Genomic DNA, 16137 nt, shown 5'->3' with positions numbered 1-16137 from the left:
TCCCAGCTTATCAGACGTTTTCCGCTCCGTTTTCCGGAGTTTCATTCGATCCGATTCGCTTTCGCCTTTCGGCGCTCCCGAACTCTACCAGAGTTTCTCGGCCTGTTTTCCCCGCCCGATTCGAACGAAGAATTCGAATCCTGGGCGAAGCCGCACGACCGTGGGGCAACCCGGAGAACACTACGCACCGGGCTGCCCCAGGTCAAATCGGGTCGGGGGCTCAGACCTCGACGACGACCGGGAGGATCATCGGGCGGCGGCGGTAGTTGTCCGCGACCCACTTGCCGATGTTCCGGCGGACCAGCTGCTGGACCTGGCGGACCTCCAGGACGCCTTCGCCGGCGGAGCGGGTCAGGGCCTCCTCCAGCTTGGCGGCGACCGGGCCGAAGGCGCCGTCGTCGATGCCGGAGCCGCGGGCCTGGATGGTGGGGCCGCTGACGATCTTGCCGTTGGTGGAGTCGACCACCACGAAGACCGAGATGAAGCCCTCCTCGCCGAGGATCCGGCGGTCCTTGAGCGAGGCCTCGGTGATGTCGCCGACCGAGGAGCCGTCCACGTAGACGTAGCCGGCCTGGACCTTGCCGACGATCCGGGCGACGCCCTTCTCCAGGTCCACGCAGACGCCGTCCTCGGCGATGACGACGCGGTTGCGCGGGATGCCGGTGGCGATGCCGAGGTCGGCGGCGGCGCGCAGGTGGCGCCATTCGCCGTGGACCGGCATCAGGTTCTTCGGCTTGCAGATGTTGAAGAAGTACAGGAGCTCGCCGGCCGAGGCGTGGCCGGAGACGTGCACCTTGGCGTTGCCCTTGTGGACGACCTTGGCGCCCCAGCGGGTGAGGCCGTTGATGACGCGGTAGACGGCGTTCTCGTTGCCGGGGATCAGCGAGGAGGCGAGGACGACGGTGTCGCCCTCGACGATCCGGATCTGGTGGTCGCGGTTGGCCATCCGGGAGAGCGCGGCCATCGGCTCGCCCTGGGAGCCGGTGCAGATCAGCACCACCTCCTTGTCGGGGAGGTCGTCGAGGGTCTTGACGTCGACGAGCAGGTTGCCGGGGACCTTCAGGTAGCCGAGCTCGCGGGCGATGCCCATGTTGCGGACCATCGAGCGGCCGACGAAGGCGACCTTGCGCTTGTACTCGTGCGCGGCGTCCAGGACCTGCTGGATGCGGTGCACGTGGCTGGCGAAGGAGGCGACGATGATGCGCTTGTCCGCGTTGGCGAAGACGTTGCGCAGGGCCGCGGAGATGTCGCGCTCGTGCGGGATGAAGCCGGGGACCTCGGCGTTGGTGGAGTCCACCAGCAGCAGGTCCATGCCCTCCTCGGCCAGCTTGGCGAAGGTCGGAAGGTCGGTGAGCCGGCCGTCCAGCGGGAGCTGGTCCATCTTGAAGTCGCCGGTGGCGACGACCATGCCCGCGGGGGTGCGGACGGCGACGGCCAGGGCGTCCGGGATGGAGTGGTTGACCGCGATGAACTCGCAGTCGAAGGGGCCGATCCGCTCGCGGTCGCCCTCCACCACCTCCAGGACGTAGGGGTGGATGCGGTGCTCGGCGAGCTTGGCCTCGATCAGGGCGAGGGTGAGCTTCGAACCGATCAGCGGGATGTCCGGGTTCTCCCGGAGCAGGTACGGCACGGCACCGATGTGGTCCTCGTGGCCGTGGGTGAGGACGATGCCGTCGACCTTGTCGAGGCGGTCCCGGATGTAGGTGAAGTCCGGGAGGATCAGGTCGACGCCGGGCTGCTCGTCCTCGGGGAAGAGCACGCCGCAGTCGATGATCAGGATCCGGTCGCCGTACTCGAGGACCGTCATGTTGCGGCCGATCTCGCCGAGGCCGCCGAGCGGGGTGATGCGGAGGGCGCCTTCCTTGAGTGCGGGGGGCGCGCCGAGTTCGGGGTGCGGGTGGCTCAAAAGACTCTCCTCACGACGCACGCCATATGCCCGGGGGGTTCTTCCCCCGGTGGCATATGGCGTGCGTCCATCGTGGTTACCTGACTGCCGTAGTGCCGCGCGCCTTCGGTCCCGGTCCAGCGGCGGACCCGGTCGGGTCCGGCGAGCCGGGGGCGCGCACGTCTGTTGTTGGTTACAGGTGTACCCCGCCGGCGGCGAGATCCTCCTTCAAACGGGCGGTCTCCGCGTCCGTGGCGGGGACCAGGGGCAGCCGGAGCGGGCCGGCCGGGTGTCCCTGCAGGTTCAACGCCGCCTTGGCGAGGATCACTCCCTGGGTGCGGAAGATTCCGGTGTAGACCGGCAGCAGGGACTGGTGGACGGCGAGCGCCTTCGCGGTGTCGCCGGCCGTGAAGGCCTCGATCATGGTGCGCATCCCGCCCGCGACGACGTGGCCGACCACGCTGACCACGCCGACGGCTCCGACCGAGAGCAGCGGGAGGGTCAGCACGTCGTCGCCGGAGTACCAGGCGAGGTCGGCGCGGGCGATCGCGTGGGCGGCCGCGGCGACGTCGCCCTTGGCGTCCTTGTTGGCGACGATCCGGGGGTGCTCGCCGAGGCGGACCAGGGTGTCGACGTCGAGGGCGACGCCGGCCCGGCCGGGGATGTCGTACAGCATGACCGGCAGCTCGGTGGCGTCGGCGACGGCGACGGTGTGCCGGTACAGGCCCTCCTGCGGGGGCTTGCTGTAGTACGGGGTGACGGCGAGCAGGCCGTGCGCGCCGGCCGCCTGGGCCTGGCGGGCCAGCTCGATGCTGTGCCGGGTGTCGTTGGTGCCGACGCCGCTGACGACGTGGGCGCGGTCCCCGACCGCCTCGACCACGGCCCGGACCAGCTGGGCCTTCTCCGCGTCGGTGGTGGTGGGCGACTCGCCGGTGGTGCCGTTGAGCACCAGGCCGTCGTTGCCGGAGTCCACCAGGTGGGCGGCGAGGCGCTGGGCGCCGTCGAGGTCGAGGTCGCCCTCGGCGGTGAACGGGGTGACCATGGCGGTCAGGACCCGGCCGAAGGGCGTCTGCGGAGTGGAGGTCGGAGCCATGGGTCCAAAACTACTCGTAGGGCGGTGGTCGGTAGCCACGCAGGTCCAGGGTTTGGACAGACCCGAGGGGCGGGAGGGGCGCCGGAACCCGGGCCGGACATGGGATTCCGGTGCTGCGCGCTCGGGGGTTCACGCAGCACCGGAATCCGTGCCCCGAGCGTATGGAGCGGCCGAGAAAGCCGCAATCCAGACATGCCGGACAGTCCGCCCATCTGCTCGTCGGCCCAGGTCAGCGGGCGGACGGCGGCCCCGGCGGCGGTCCGCACGGGTGAGCGGGGCCCCGGGCCCGGCCGCGGCGGGTCAGACCTTGCGCCAGCCCGGCACCCAGGCGCCGTCCTCGACGGTGTAGTCGCCGAACAGCGACGGCGCCTCCTTGACCATGAGCTCGCCGACCCTGCCGAACAGCAGCCGGATCTCCTCCTCGGCGCCCGGCGCGGTGCGGTTCTCGATGACGTGCCGCAGGGTGCGGACGTTCGCCGTCCAGACCAGGCCGGTGGCCAGGCCCTCGGGGGCGAAGCGGCGCATGAAGGAGGTCTTCTCCTTCTTCTCGTGGAACGGCACGCCCTCCTCGTCCAGCCCGAAGTGGTCGGCCATCCAGTGCTGGAACTCCTCGATCTCCTTCATCAGGCCGGTGGCCCGGGACATCAGCTCCTCGTCCTGCTTGGCCCACTCGGGGAACCAGAACGGGATGTCGTCGAGGCGGACGAAGCGCAGCGACTCCTGGGAGACCGCGACGCCGGCCCGGTGGCGGACCAGCTCGTGGGTGACCACCCGGCTGACGTTGTGCAGGACGAAGGTGAAGGAGACGTGCTCCAGCACCGAGCCGTGCGCGCTGGCCAGGATGTTCTTGAGGTAGGCGTCCTGGTCGGTGCGGACCTTGGTGACGTTCGGGTTGAGGCCCGGCTTCCAGGAGCGGTAGCAGATCCGGCCGGCGAACTCGGCGAGGTTCTGGGCGTCGTCCAGGTCACCGCGGTCGACCCGCTCCAGCCAGCTCTCGCCACCGACGTCCTGCAGGTAGGCGGCGACCTCGTCGTAGTCGAGCTCGGGGCGGGCGATGAGGTGGACCTGGGGTTCGACTGCGCGCATGGGAGAACGTCCTGGGGGGTCTGAGGCGGGTTACGGGTCAGTCTACGGCGGCGGGCGAGGCCGCCCGGTCGTGCAGCCTGATCGCGTGCTGCATGGCCTTGCGGGCGCGCGGCACGTCGCCCGCGTCGGCGTACGCCACGGCGAGGCGGAAGAAGTTCCGCCAGTCGGTGGGGTCGGCCTCGGCCTCGGCCTTGCGGCGGGCGAACACCGCGTCGGCCGAGGCGCGGTCGATCCGGCCGCCCGCGGTGCGCTTCAACTCGTCGGCCGGCAGGCCGCCCTCGGCCTCCAGCTCGCGGGCGAGGCGCTCACTGGCCCGGCCGAAGCGGACGGTCTGGGTGAGGAACCAGCCGCCGATCACCGGAATCACGAAGGCGCACAGGCCGATGCCGACGCCCAGCGGCTTCCCGGTGGCGACCAGTTGGACGCCCTCGCCGACGCAGACCAGGCCGACCAGCAGCAGGACGCCGGAGAGGACGAAGAAACCGGTGCGGGAGGTCATGTCACAGGTCCAGGAAGTGTTCCAGGCCGAAGGTCAGGCCCGGGTGGTCGGCGATCTTCCGCGCGCCGAGCAGGATGCCGGGCATGAAGCTGCTGTGGTGCGTGGAGTCGTGCCGGATGGTCAGGGTCTCGCCGGTGTCGCCGAGCATCACCTGCTGGTGGGCGAGCAGGCCGCGCAGCCGCACCGCGTGCACGGGGACGCCGTCCACGTCGGCGCCGCGGGCGCCGGGCAGACCGTGGGTGGTCGGGTCGTGCTGCGGGGGCAGGCCGGCCTCGGCGCGGGCGGCGGCGATCAGCTGGGCGGTGCGGGTGGCGGTGCCGGAGGGGGCGTCCGCCTTGTTGTCGTGGTGGAGTTCGAGCACCTCGACGGACTCGAAGTACCGGGCGGCGGTCTGGGCGAACTTCATCCCGAGGATCGCGCCGATGGAGAAGTTCGGGGCGATCAGCAGGCCGAGCGCGGGGGCCTTCGCGAGCAGGCCGCGGACGGTCTCCAGGCGCTCCTCGGTCCAGCCGGTGGTGCCGGTGACCACGTGGATGCCGTGGCCCAGGCAGTAGTCGAGGTTGCCCATCACCGAGTCGGGGTGGGTGAGCTCGACGGCGACCTGGGCCCCGGCGGCGGTGAGCTCGGCCAGGTCGGAGCCGCGGCCGAGGGCGGCCACCAGCTCCAGGTCCGCGGCGGCCTCGACGGCCTTGACCGCCTCGGAGCCGATCCGGCCCTTGGCGCCGATCACGGCGACGCGCAGCGTCATGTCAGTTGTCCTCTCAGGCCGGTCGTCAGACCAGCAGGTCGGCGAGCTTCGCGGCCCGCCGGTCGTTGATCGGGCCGATCAGGGCGAGCGAGGGGCGGTGCGCACCCAGCACATCACGGGCGACGGCGTGGACGTCGTCCAGGGTCACCGCGGCGATCCTGCCGAGCATCTCGTCCACCGACAGGTGGTGGCCGTAGGAGAGTTCGGCCTTGCCGATCCGGTTCATCAGCGAGCCGGTGTCCTCCATGCCGAGCACGGTGGAGCCGGAGATCTGGCCGATCGCGCGGCGCAGCTCCTCCTCGGTGATGCCCTCGGCGACGACCCGGGCGAGTTCGGCGCGGCAGATCCTCAGCACCTCCTCGACCCGCTTGGGCTGGCAGCCGGCGTAGATGCCGAACAGGCCGGTGTCGGCGTACGAGGAGGAGTAGGAGTAGACGGAGTACGCGAGGCCGCGCTTCTCCCGGACCTCCTGGAACAGCCGGGAGCTCATGCCGCCGCCGAGGGCCGCGTTGAGCACGCCGAGCGCCCAGCGGCGCTCGTCGTGGCGCGGCACGCCGGGGACGCCGAGGACCAGGTGGGCCTGCTCGGTGGGGCGGTTGAGGACGGCGGCCTTGCCGGCGGTGCGGACGGCCTTGACGCCGCGGCGGACCTCGGCGGGGTGGCCCTTGGACTTGGCCAGGACGGGGGCGAAGGCCTGCTCGACCAGCTTGACCACCTTGGCGTGGTCGAGGTTGCCGGCCGCGGCGACCACCAGGTTCTCCGGCTTGTAGCGGCGCTGGTAGAAGCCGGCGATCTGCTCGCGGGTGAGGGCGGTGACGGTCTCCTGGGTACCCAGGATCGGGCGGCCGAGCGGGCCGGTACCGAAGATCACCTCGGCGAACAGGTCGTGCACCACGTCGCTCGGGTCGTCCTCGGCCATCGCCATCTCCTCGAGGATGACGCCGCGCTCGGACTCGACGTCCTCGGGGCGGATCAGCGAGCTGGTCAGCATGTCGCAGACCACGTCGATGGCGAGCGGCAGGTCGGTGTCCAGGACCCGCGCGTAGTAGCAGGTGTTCTCCTTGGCGGTGAAGGCGTTCATCTCGCCGCCGACCGCGTCCAGCGCGGCGGAGATCTCCAGGGCGTCGCGCCGGGCGGTGCCCTTGAAGAGCAGGTGCTCCAGGTAGTGGGTGGCGCCGTTGAGGACGGGCGTCTCGTCGCGGGAGCCGACGCCGACCCAGATGCCGAAGGTGGCGCTGCGCACCGTCGGGAGGGTCTCGGTGACGACCCGCAGGCCGCCGGGGAGCACCGTACGGCGGACGGTGCCCGCGCCGTCGGTGCCCTTGAGCAGGGTCCGGGTGGTTCCGGGGCGCTGCTTCGCCGCCGAGGCCTGGGCCACGGGTGTTCCTTCCAACTGCTGCTTCACGAACAGGACTTCACGAACAGGGTGCGGCCCGCACGCGCCGGTTGGGGCGTGCGGGCCGCGGGGTGCTACGGGGTCGTCACTCGGAGTCGGCGGCCTCGCCGCCCTCCTCGCCCTCGACGACCGGGATCAGCGAGAGCTTGCCGCGCGGGTCGATCTCGGCGATCTCGACCTGGACCTTGGCACCGACGGCGAGCACGTCCTCGACGTTCTCGACGCGCTTGCCGCCGGCCAGCTTGCGGATCTGCGAGATGTGCAGCAGGCCGTCCTTGCCCGGCATGAGCGAGACGAAGGCGCCGAAGGTGGTGGTCTTCACCACGGTGCCCAGGTAGCGCTCGCCGACCTCCGGCATGGTCGGGTTGGCGATCTGGTTGATCGTCGAGCGGGCCGCCTCCGCCGAGGGACCGTCGACCGCACCGATGTAGATGGTGCCGTCGTCCTCGATGGTGATGTCCGCGCCGGTGTCCTCCTGGATCTGGTTGATCATCTTGCCCTTGGGGCCGATGACCTCGCCGATCTTGTCCACCGGGATCTTGATGGTGATGATCCGCGGCGCGTTCGGGGACATCTCGTCGGGCGCGTCGATGGCCTCGTTCATGACGTCGAGGATGTGCAGGCGGGCGTCCTTGGCCTGCTTGAGCGCGGCGGCCAGCACCGAGGCGGGGATGCCGTCGAGCTTGGTGTCGAGCTGCAGCGCGGTGATGAAGTTGCGGGTGCCGGCGACCTTGAAGTCCATGTCGCCGTACGCGTCCTCGGCGCCGAGGATGTCGGTGAGGGTCACGTAGTGGGTCTCACCGTCGATCTCCTGGGAGATCAGGCCCATCGCGATGCCGGCGACGGGGGCCTTCAGCGGCACACCGGCGTTCAGCAGCGACATGGTGGAGGCGCAGACCGAGCCCATCGAGGTGGAGCCGTTGGAGCCGAGCGCCTCGGAGACCTGGCGGATGGCGTACGGGAACTCCTCGCGGGTCGGCAGGACCGGGAGGATCGCCCGCTCGGCGAGGGCGCCGTGGCCGATCTCGCGGCGCTTGGGCGAGCCCACCCGGCCGGTCTCGCCGACCGAGTACGGCGGGAAGTTGTAGTTGTGCATGTAGCGGCGACGGGTCTCCGGGGAGAGCGTGTCGAGCTGCTGCTCCATGCGCAGCATGTTCAGCGTGGTGACGCCCAGGATCTGGGTCTCGCCGCGCTCGAACAGGGCCGAGCCGTGCACCCGCGGGATGGCCTCGACCTCGGCGGCCAGGGTGCGGATGTCGGTGACGCCGCGGCCGTCGATGCGGACCTTGTCCTTGATGACGCGCTCGCGGACGATCTTCTTGGTCAGCGCGTTGTAGGCGGCGCTGATCTCCTTCTCGCGGCCCTCGAACTCCGGGAGGAGCTTGTCGGCGGCGACGCCCTTGATCCGGTCCAGCTCGTTCTGGCGCTCCTGCTTGCCGGCGATGGTGAGCGCCTTGGCGAGCTCGTCCTTGACGGCGGAGGTCAGCGCGGCCAGCACGTCGTCCTGGTACTCCAGGAAGCGCGGGAACTCGCCGGTCGGCTTGGCGGCCTGCTTGGCGAGCTGGGCCTGGGCGGCGCACAGCACCTTGATGAACGGCTTGGCGGCCTCCAGGCCGGCGGCGACGACCTCCTCGGTCGGCGCCTCGGCGCCGCCCTCGACCAGCTGGATGGTCTTCGTGGTGGCCTCGGCCTCGACCATCATGATCGCGACGTCGCCGTCGGGCAGCGCCCGGCCGGCCACGACCATGTCGAAGACGGCCGACTCCAGCTCGGAGTGGGTCGGGAAGGCCACCCACTGGCCGTTGATCAGCGCGACGCGGACGCCGCCGATCGGGCCGGAGAACGGCAGGCCGGCCAGCTGGGTGGAGGCGGAGGCCGCGTTGATGGCCACCACGTCGTACAGGTGGTCGGGGTTGAGCGCCATGACGGTCACCACGACCTGGATCTCGTTGCGCAGGCCCTTGACGAAGGACGGGCGCAGCGGGCGGTCGATCAGGCGACAGGTCAGGATCGCGTCCTCGGAGGGGCGGCCCTCGCGACGGAAGAACGAGCCGGGGATGCGCCCGGCGGCGTACATCCGCTCCTCGACGTCCACCGTGAGGGGGAAGAAGTCGAAGTGCTCCTTGGGCTGCTTCGAGGCGCTGGTGGCCGACAGCACCATGGTGTCGTCGTCCAGGTAGGCCACGGCGGAGCCGGCGGCCTGACGGGCCAGGCGGCCGGTCTCGAAGCGGATGGTGCGGGTACCGAAGCTGCCGTTGTCGATGACGGCCTCGGCGTAGAAAACGTTCTCTTCCACCTGGAAGATCTCCTCTTTCGTACGTCTCCCCAGGAGCGCCCCTGCACTCGCCTGCCGTGGCCCGGGCAGCTGGGCCGGTCTTCGATCGAAGCCACCGGGTCGGACCCTCGTGTCGGGGTTCCCGGCGGCCACTACCGAGGACCGGCGCCTTTCGGCGCGCGGCGGCGGTGGCGGTGGACGCTCCTGCGGGGTGCGGGCGGCTTCCGTTTGAAGCCTTGATCCGGCCCGCTAGGGCGGGCATGCCCTTTACCTTACAAATTCACACCCTACCGAGCGCGGCTTTAACGCGGACGGGTTCGTCGCGGGGTGTGGTCGCGGGGTTCCGCTCGGTGGCGCGGATGCGCCGAAGGGGCGGCTCCCCCGGTGAGGGGAGCCGCCCCTGCGGGCGGTGTCAGCGGGCGCCGCCGGCGGCACCGCGGCGGATGCCGAGGCGCTCCACCAGGGTGCGGAAGCGCTCGATGTCCTTCTTGGCCAGGTACTGCAGCAGGCGGCGGCGCTGGCCGACCAGGATGAGCAGGCCGCGGCGCGAGTGGTGGTCGTGCTTGTGGAGCTTGAGGTGCTCGGTCAGGTCCGAGATGCGGCGGGAGAGCATGGCCACCTGGACCTCGGGGGAACCGGTGTCGCCCTCCTTCTGGCCGAACTCGGCGATGATCTGCTTCTTGACGTCAGCGGCGAGGGCCACGGGCATCTCCTTCGGTGTGGTGGCCGAGCGGTCCTGGTATGAGGCACAGGTCCTGACGGAACTCGGACTGTTAAACCCTAGCAGTCCGACTCAGCCGGTCGCGCCGCGCACCACGTTGTAGACGTTGAGGACGGCGAGGGCGAGCGGGACGAGCGCGAGCAGCATCAGGCTGTCGACCATGTCCAGGATCCGGCCCCAGAACGGGGAGACGCCGGAGCGCGGGACGATCAGCGCGATCGCGGTCATCACCGCGGCACCGGCCGCGATGGACGCGGACAGCCACACGGTGCGCAGGTCGCCGCCGCCCTCGTTGGCGAGCTTGGCGAGCACCAGGTGCAGCGGGGTGTGCAGGGCCAGGCCGAGGATCAGCAGCGAGAGCGCGACCAGGCCGGAGATGGTGAGCGCGAAGACCTGCGCGGTGTAGCGGAACAGCCGGGCCCGCAGCATGGTCGAGACGCCGATGGCCAGGGCCAGCAGTTCGGCCCAGCTGCGGTCGCTGAAGCCGAGCACGGCGCAGGCGCCGACGATGGTGGCGGCGGCGCCGCCGACCAGGCCGACCAGCACCTCGTGGCCCCGGCGGGCCTGGGCGGCGATCCGCTCGTACTGGACGGTCTCGGCGCCGGCCTGCTCCTCGCCGTAGGCGGTGGCGCGGGTGCGGGTCTGGCCGGGGGCGCTGAAGCCGACGGGGAGCCGGGCGAAGCGGGCGGAGAGCGCGGGCAGGAAGCCGACCGCGGCGACCGCGGCGACGCCGGTGACGGCGGCGATGTCGGTGATCGCGGTGCCGGACATCAGGACGGCGGCGAAGGTGGCCAGGGTGCCGGCGGCGGCCAGGAAGGAGGCGGCGACGAACACCGAGTCCTTCTCCGGCAGCAGGCCCACCAGCAGCACGGAGACCACCAGCACGGTGACGCAGCCGACCAGGAACTGCAGCCGGCCGGGGCCGTCGCCGGCGTTGGCGACGTCGATGACGCCGGAGCCGGCCAGCATGGCGTGCGGCAGCGCGCCGAGGCCGAGGGCGAGCGCGGCGGTGTGGTCGGCGTAGACCCGGGCCCGGACGCCGGCGAAGGTGACCAGGACCACCGCGGTGACGCCGGACAGGATGCCGGGCAGGCCGAACATGTTGTGGCTGAGGTCGGAGAACCAGAGCGCGAAGGCGAGCAGCGTGAGCAGCACGGTGCCGGCGACCAGGCCGAAGGCCCGCATCAGGTCGGGGCTCCAGAACCGGCGGTCGGCCTCGACCGCGGAGGCGATGGCGTCCGCGACGTCGTCGTAGACCGCGGGCGGCAGCGACTCGGCGAACGGCCGCAGGCTCAGCAGGTCGCCGTCGCGGATCTGCTGGGCGGCCAGCGGCAGCCCGCTGTCGAGCACGGTGCCGTCCCGCCGGACCAGGTGGAAGCCGGTCGGCGTCCCGTCCACCTGGGTCTGTCCGGAGAGCCTGAGCACCTCCGGGTAGATGTCCGCGAGCGGGACATCCTCCGGCAGGGCGACGTCGATCCGGCTGTCCGGAGCCACCACGGTGACCCGGCAGAAACCGGTCGTTGCGTTGTTGCTCACCGGCCCTCTCCCCCTCGTTGGCTGTGTTAGCAAGTCTGCGGCCCGCCCGTCGTCGCGGTTCCGGAACTGACACGGACCGGACGAGAGTTGGCGCGGCGACACCTTACCCCCCGGTGGAAGGGTGGTGTACGCCGGGCCCCGGGCCGCTCCGACGGCGCAGGGGCGGAACGGCCCCGGTGGCGGCCGGGGGACGGCCCGGAGGCGGTCTTGACGCGGGGTCAGTCCCGGTGCGGGGCCGGAGGCGACCCCGTGGACGAACGGCTTGGCGTGCCCAGTAGGATCGGCCCCTGCGCACGGCGTACGGGGGCGGCGGTGGAAGACGCGGCAGCCCCGCGCGCCTGCGGTTCGGCGGAGCGGGGGCGGCGTCATCACACGGGGCGCCCTCACCGTACGTATCCAGATGCGTGAGGGCGGATTGTGAGCGAGCGATGGGGGCTCCCCCTGTCAAGTGCCCTGGAAGGGCACGCCGTTGAGAGCGACGGGGAGTCGAGCGCTGCGGCTGCCGCCCGGGACGGGGTGACGGCATGAGTACTGTGACGGTGAAGCGCCCGCCGAGGGCGTTCCCGCCCGCGGTGTCGGAGGAGCCGGTCGAGCTGGTTCCGCCGCCCGAGCTGCCGCGCGGCGGCGGCGAGGACTGGCTGATGACGCTGATGCCGATGCTCGGCATGGGCGGTTCGGCGGCCTTCCTGTTCCAGGGCGGCCAGGGTCCGATGAAGATGATGGGCGTCCTGATGATCGCCTCGACCGCCGCGATGGCGGTGGCGCAGATCGTCCGGGCCCGCAAGGGCGGCAGCGCGGCCACCTCGGACGAGCGCCGCGACTACCTGAAGTACCTGCAGCAGAAGCGCCGCGAGGTGCGCCGCACGGCGGAGCGGCAGCGCGGGGCGCTGCTGTTCACCCACCCGGAGCCGGACCAGCTGTGGTCGGTGGTGGCGGAGGGGCGGCGGCTGTGGGAGCGCCGGCCGACCGACCCGGACTTCGCGCAGATCCGGGTGGGCCTGGGTCCGCTGCAGCTGTCGACCCCGCTGGTGGCGCCGCAGACCGCGCCGATGGACGAGCTGGAGCCGCTCGCCGCGGAGGCGATGGGCACCTTCATCAAGACCCACGGCACCCTGCAGGACCTGCCGCTGGCGGTCTCGCTGCGCGCCTTCTACCACATCACGGTGTGCGGCGACCCGGACTCGGTGTACGGCAACGTGCGGGCGATGGTGGCCCAGTTGGCGACCCTGCACTCCCCCGAGGACCTGATGATCGGGGTGGCCGCCGCGCCGGGCGCGGTGGAGGAGTGGGAGTGGGCGAAGTGGCTGCCGCACACCCAGCACCGCAAGGAGAGCGACGGGGCCGGCTCGCGCCGGCTGATCGCCTCCGGGCTGGGCGAGCTGGAGGAGCTGCTGGCCAACGAGCTGGCCGGCCGCAAGGGCTTCTCCCGGGACAGCACGCCGACCCCGGACCAGCCGCACCTGGTGGTCATCATGGACGGCGCCTCGGTGCCGGTCGACTCGGTGATCGCCGGTCCGGAGGGCGTCCAGGGCGTCACCGTGATCGAGGTCGTCCCGGGTGACCTGGACGAGCCGAACGGCCACCTGGTGATCACCGTCGGCAAGGACTCGCTGCTGCTGGAGGCCGCCTCCGGGGCGAGCTACCCGGGCCGGCCGGACGGGCTGTCGAGCTGGCAGTCCGAGGCGCTGGCGCGGCAGTTGGCGCCGTTCCGGGCGTCCGCGGGCGGCGACGACAGCGACCCGTCGCTGGTGTCGATGGACTTCACCGAGATGATGCACACCGGCGACCCGGGCTCCTTCGACCCGGCCCGGCACTGGCGTCCCAAGCCGATCCGCGAGAAGCTGCGCGTCCCGCTGGGCGTCGGCAGCAACGGCGAGTACGTCTGGCTGGACATCAAGGAAGCCTCGCTGGAGGGCATGGGCCCGCACGGCATGTGCGTCGGCGCGACCGGTTCCGGCAAGTCCGAGGTGCTGCGCACCATCGTGCTGGCGCTGGCGGTCACCCACTCCTCCGAGGTGCTGAACCTGGTCCTCGCGGACTTCAAGGGTGGTGCGACCTTCGCCGGCATGTCCGAGATGCCGCACACCGCGGCCGTGATCACCAACCTCGAGGGCGAAGCGACCCTGATCGACCGCATGCGCGACGCGATCGAGGGCGAGATGAACCGCCGCCAGGAGCTGCTGCGCGCGGCGGGCAACTACGCGAACATCAACGAGTACGAGCGGGCCCGCGCGGCCGGCGCGCCGCTCGACCCGCTGCCCTCGCTGCTGATGATCATCGACGAGTTCTCCGAGCTGCTCACCGCGAAGCCGGACTTCATCGAGCTGTTCATCCAGATCGGCCGGATCGGCCGTTCGCTCGGCATGCACATGCTGCTGGCCTCGCAGCGCCTGGAGGAGGGCAAGCTCCGCGGCCTGGACACCTTCCTCTCCTACCGCCTGGGCCTGCGCACCTTCTCGGCCGCCGAGTCGCGGGCCGCGATCGGCGTGCCGGACGCCTACCACCTGCCGCCGATCCCCGGCGTGGGCTACCTCAAGTTCGGCTCCGACGTGATGGAGCGCTTCCGCGCCGCGTACGTCTCCGGCAAGTACCGGGCGCCGGGCACCCAGCGCGCGGTCGGCGGCCAGGTGGTCACCGCCCAGCCGGTGCTGTTCACCGCCGCCGAGGTCGAGGTGGTCGAGCCCGAGGTGGAGGTGCTGCCCGAGCTGCCCGCCGAGGAGGAGATGGACGAGGCGCTGCTCGACACCATGCTCGACGTGTTCGTGCAGCGGATGATCGGCCAGGGCCCGCCCGCCCACCAGGTGTGGCTGCCGCCGCTGGACGCCTCGCCGTCGGTGGACAGCCTGCTGGAGCCGCTCCAGGTCAGCCCGGACCGCGGCCTGACCCCGGCCGCCGTCCGCCAGGGCAACCTGGTGGTGCCGGTCGGCATCGTCGACAAGCCGCGCGACCAGCGCCGCGACGTGATGTACCTGGACTACTCGGGCGCGGCCGGCCACGGCATGATCGTCGGCGGTCCGCGGTCCGGCAAGTCCACCATGGTGCGCACGATCGTGGCCGGCTTCTCGGTCACCCACACCCCGGTGGAGACGCAGTTCTACCTGCTCGACTTCGGCGGCGGCGGCTTCGGCTCGCTGGCCGAGCTGCCGCACGTCGGCGGCGTCGCGGGCCGGCTGGACGTCGAGAAGGTCCGCCGCATGGTCAGCGAGGTGCACGGCGTGCTCAACCGCCGCGAGGAGCTGTTCCGCGCGACGGGCATCGACACCATCGCCACCTACCGGGCCCGCCGGGCCGCCGGGCAGCTGCCCGACGAGCAGTTCGGCGACGTGTTCCTGTTCATCGACGGCTGGCTGACCTTCAAGCAGGAGTTCGAGGTCCTGGAGCCGGTCATCGCCGACATCGTGCAGCGCGGTCTCGGCTACGGCGTGCACGTGGTGATCACCGCGGCCCGCTACGCCGAGGTCCGCCCGGCGCTGAAGGACCAGCTGCAGAACCGGGTCGAGCTCAAGCTCGGCGACTCGATGGAGTCCGAGATCGGCCGCAAGGCCGCCGCGAACGTGCCGCCGATCCCGGGCCGCGGCCTGACCGCCGACCAGCTGCACTTCCTGTCCGGCCTGCCCCGGATCGACGGCTCCAGCGAGGTCGCCGACCTGGTGGACGGCGTGGCCGGGCTGGTCGCCCAGGTCAACGCGGCCTGGACCGGTCCGCGCGCCCCGCAGGTGCGCATGCTGCCGCCGGTGCTGGACGGCCACTCGCTGCCCAAGGGCTTCGAGCACCCCGAGCTGGGTGTCGCGTTCGGTGTCGACGAGGTCGAGCTGGCGCCGGTGTTCGTCAACTTCGAGAACGACCCGCTGTTCGTCGTCTTCGGCGAGAGCGAGTCCGGCAAGTCGGCGCTGCTGCGGATGCTGATCAAGCAGATCACCGAGCGGTACACCCCGGACCAGGCGGGCATCGTGGTCGGCGACTTCCGCCGCTCGCTGCTCGGCGTGGTGCCGCCGGAGTACCTGGTGGAGTACGCGGCCGCCGCGCCCGCCATGACGGCGATCGTGGAGATGCTGCGCGGGGCCTGCGGGCGCCGCCTGCCCGGCCCGGACGTCACGCCGGAGCAGCTGCGCAACCGCAGCTGGTACACCGGCAAGGACATGTTCGTGATCGTGGACGACTACGAGCTGGTCGCCACCCAGTCGGGCAACCCGATGGCGCCGCTGGCGGAGTTCCTGCCGTTCGCGCGCGACATCGGCCTGCGCCTGATCATCGCCCGCAACGCGGGCGGCGCCGGCCGTTCGCTGTTCGAGCCGGTGATGCAGCGGATGCGCGAGCTGGGCGGCCAGGGCGTGCTGCTCTCGGGCGACAAGGGCGAGGGCGCGCTGCTCGGCACGGTCAAGCCGCAGCCGCTGCCGCCGGGCCGCGGCGTGTTCGTCTCCCGCCGGATCCAGTCCGGCCAGACGGTGCAGACCGGTTGGCTGCCGACGCAGGTCTAGCGCGGGCGCCGTTCACGGACGGTGATCGACGGTGAGGGGGCCGGGCTCCGGAAGGGGCCCGGCCCCTTCGGCGTTCCCGGCGCCGCCCCGCCCCGGCCGGCGGCCCTTCCCGGCACTCCGCGGGCAGACCGGTGCCATAACGTTATCTTCCGTTTTTCGCAGCCTTCCTTCGGTTCCCGTACCCCCCTGAGCTGCGCGGAGGCGGTTTTCGGCCCAGCAGCGCGGCACCCGGAAGCGCCTTGGAATCGGGCGTAACCCAGCTCACTTCACCTTCGATTCAAGCGTTGTTCACCGGAGTTGACACCACGGAAACATGCGTCCCACCCGCTCCGGAGCTGGGTTCCGCAGGCGGGAGGCGCTTATGACAACGGAATCCGCAGCCGATCGCGCGTTGACGGGACCAATCCACCCAGGCAACCT

Annotated in this window: 10 protein-coding genes; 1 reads left to right on the top strand and 9 read right to left on the bottom strand. The window is 71.4% G+C overall.

Going from position 1 to position 16137, the window contains the following annotated elements; all coding sequences use genetic code 11:
* Positions 1-220: 220 nt before the first annotated feature.
* The 9 genes from ACZ3J7_RS34960 to eccD form a co-directional block, all read right to left on the bottom strand.
* Positions 221-1906, bottom strand: a complete 1686-nt coding sequence (locus tag ACZ3J7_RS34960; RefSeq protein WP_465627436.1) for a ribonuclease J — start codon at positions 1904-1906, stop codon at positions 221-223.
* A 172-nt stretch (positions 1907-2078) separates the two neighbouring features.
* Complete coding sequence (gene dapA, locus ACZ3J7_RS34955) at positions 2079-2978, bottom strand: 4-hydroxy-tetrahydrodipicolinate synthase (protein ID WP_465627435.1); 900 nt, start codon at positions 2976-2978, stop codon at positions 2079-2081.
* A 300-nt stretch (positions 2979-3278) separates the two neighbouring features.
* Positions 3279-4064: an FAD-dependent thymidylate synthase gene (thyX, locus tag ACZ3J7_RS34950; protein ID WP_465627434.1), complete on the bottom strand. Its 786-nt coding sequence runs from the start codon at positions 4062-4064 to the stop codon at positions 3279-3281.
* A gap of 37 nt (positions 4065-4101) precedes the next feature.
* A complete protein-coding gene (locus ACZ3J7_RS34945) occupies positions 4102-4563 on the bottom strand; it encodes a hypothetical protein (protein ID WP_465627433.1) in 462 nt (153 codons plus the stop codon).
* A 1-nt stretch (position 4564) separates the two neighbouring features.
* A complete protein-coding gene (dapB, locus tag ACZ3J7_RS34940) occupies positions 4565-5311 on the bottom strand; it encodes a 4-hydroxy-tetrahydrodipicolinate reductase (protein ID WP_465627432.1) in 747 nt (248 codons plus the stop codon).
* Between the two features lie 25 nt (positions 5312-5336).
* A complete protein-coding gene (locus ACZ3J7_RS34935; protein WP_465627431.1) occupies positions 5337-6716 on the bottom strand; it encodes a M16 family metallopeptidase in 1380 nt (459 codons plus the stop codon).
* Positions 6717-6792: 76 nt separating this feature from the next.
* Complete coding sequence (locus tag ACZ3J7_RS34930; RefSeq protein ID WP_465627430.1) at positions 6793-9003, bottom strand: polyribonucleotide nucleotidyltransferase; 2211 nt, start codon at positions 9001-9003, stop codon at positions 6793-6795.
* A gap of 391 nt (positions 9004-9394) precedes the next feature.
* Complete coding sequence (gene rpsO / locus ACZ3J7_RS34925) at positions 9395-9685, bottom strand: 30S ribosomal protein S15 (RefSeq protein WP_465627429.1); 291 nt, start codon at positions 9683-9685, stop codon at positions 9395-9397.
* Positions 9686-9775: 90 nt separating this feature from the next.
* Entirely contained in the window at positions 9776-11239 is a 1464-nt protein-coding gene (eccD, locus tag ACZ3J7_RS34920) for a type VII secretion integral membrane protein EccD (RefSeq protein ID WP_465627428.1), read from the bottom strand.
* 524 nt (positions 11240-11763) lie between these two features.
* Between eccD and eccCa the strand changes: the two genes are divergently transcribed.
* Complete coding sequence (gene eccCa, locus ACZ3J7_RS34915) at positions 11764-15717, top strand: type VII secretion protein EccCa (RefSeq protein WP_465627427.1); 3954 nt, start codon at positions 11764-11766, stop codon at positions 15715-15717.
* Positions 15718-16137: the final 420 nt, after the last annotated feature.

Source organism: Kitasatospora sp. NPDC015121 (genome assembly GCF_055562955.1).
The sequence above is the reverse complement of the archived record's forward strand: the minus strand, read 5'-3'. Positions and strand labels throughout refer to the sequence as shown.

Bases quoted from the DNA above. Each gene is read 5' to 3' on its own strand.
- dapA (WP_465627435.1), bottom strand. From the start codon at position 2,978: ATGGCTCCGACCTCCACTCCGCAGACGCCCTTCGGCCGGGTCCTGACC.
- eccCa (WP_465627427.1), top strand. From the start codon at position 11,764: ATGAGTACTGTGACGGTGAAGCGCCCGCCGAGGGCGTTCCCGCCCGCG.
- ACZ3J7_RS34945 (WP_465627433.1), bottom strand. From the start codon at position 4,563: ATGACCTCCCGCACCGGTTTCTTCGTCCTCTCCGGCGTCCTGCTGCTG.
- dapB (WP_465627432.1), bottom strand. From the start codon at position 5,311: ATGACGCTGCGCGTCGCCGTGATCGGCGCCAAGGGCCGGATCGGCTCC.
- thyX (WP_465627434.1), bottom strand. From the start codon at position 4,064: ATGCGCGCAGTCGAACCCCAGGTCCACCTCATCGCCCGCCCCGAGCTC.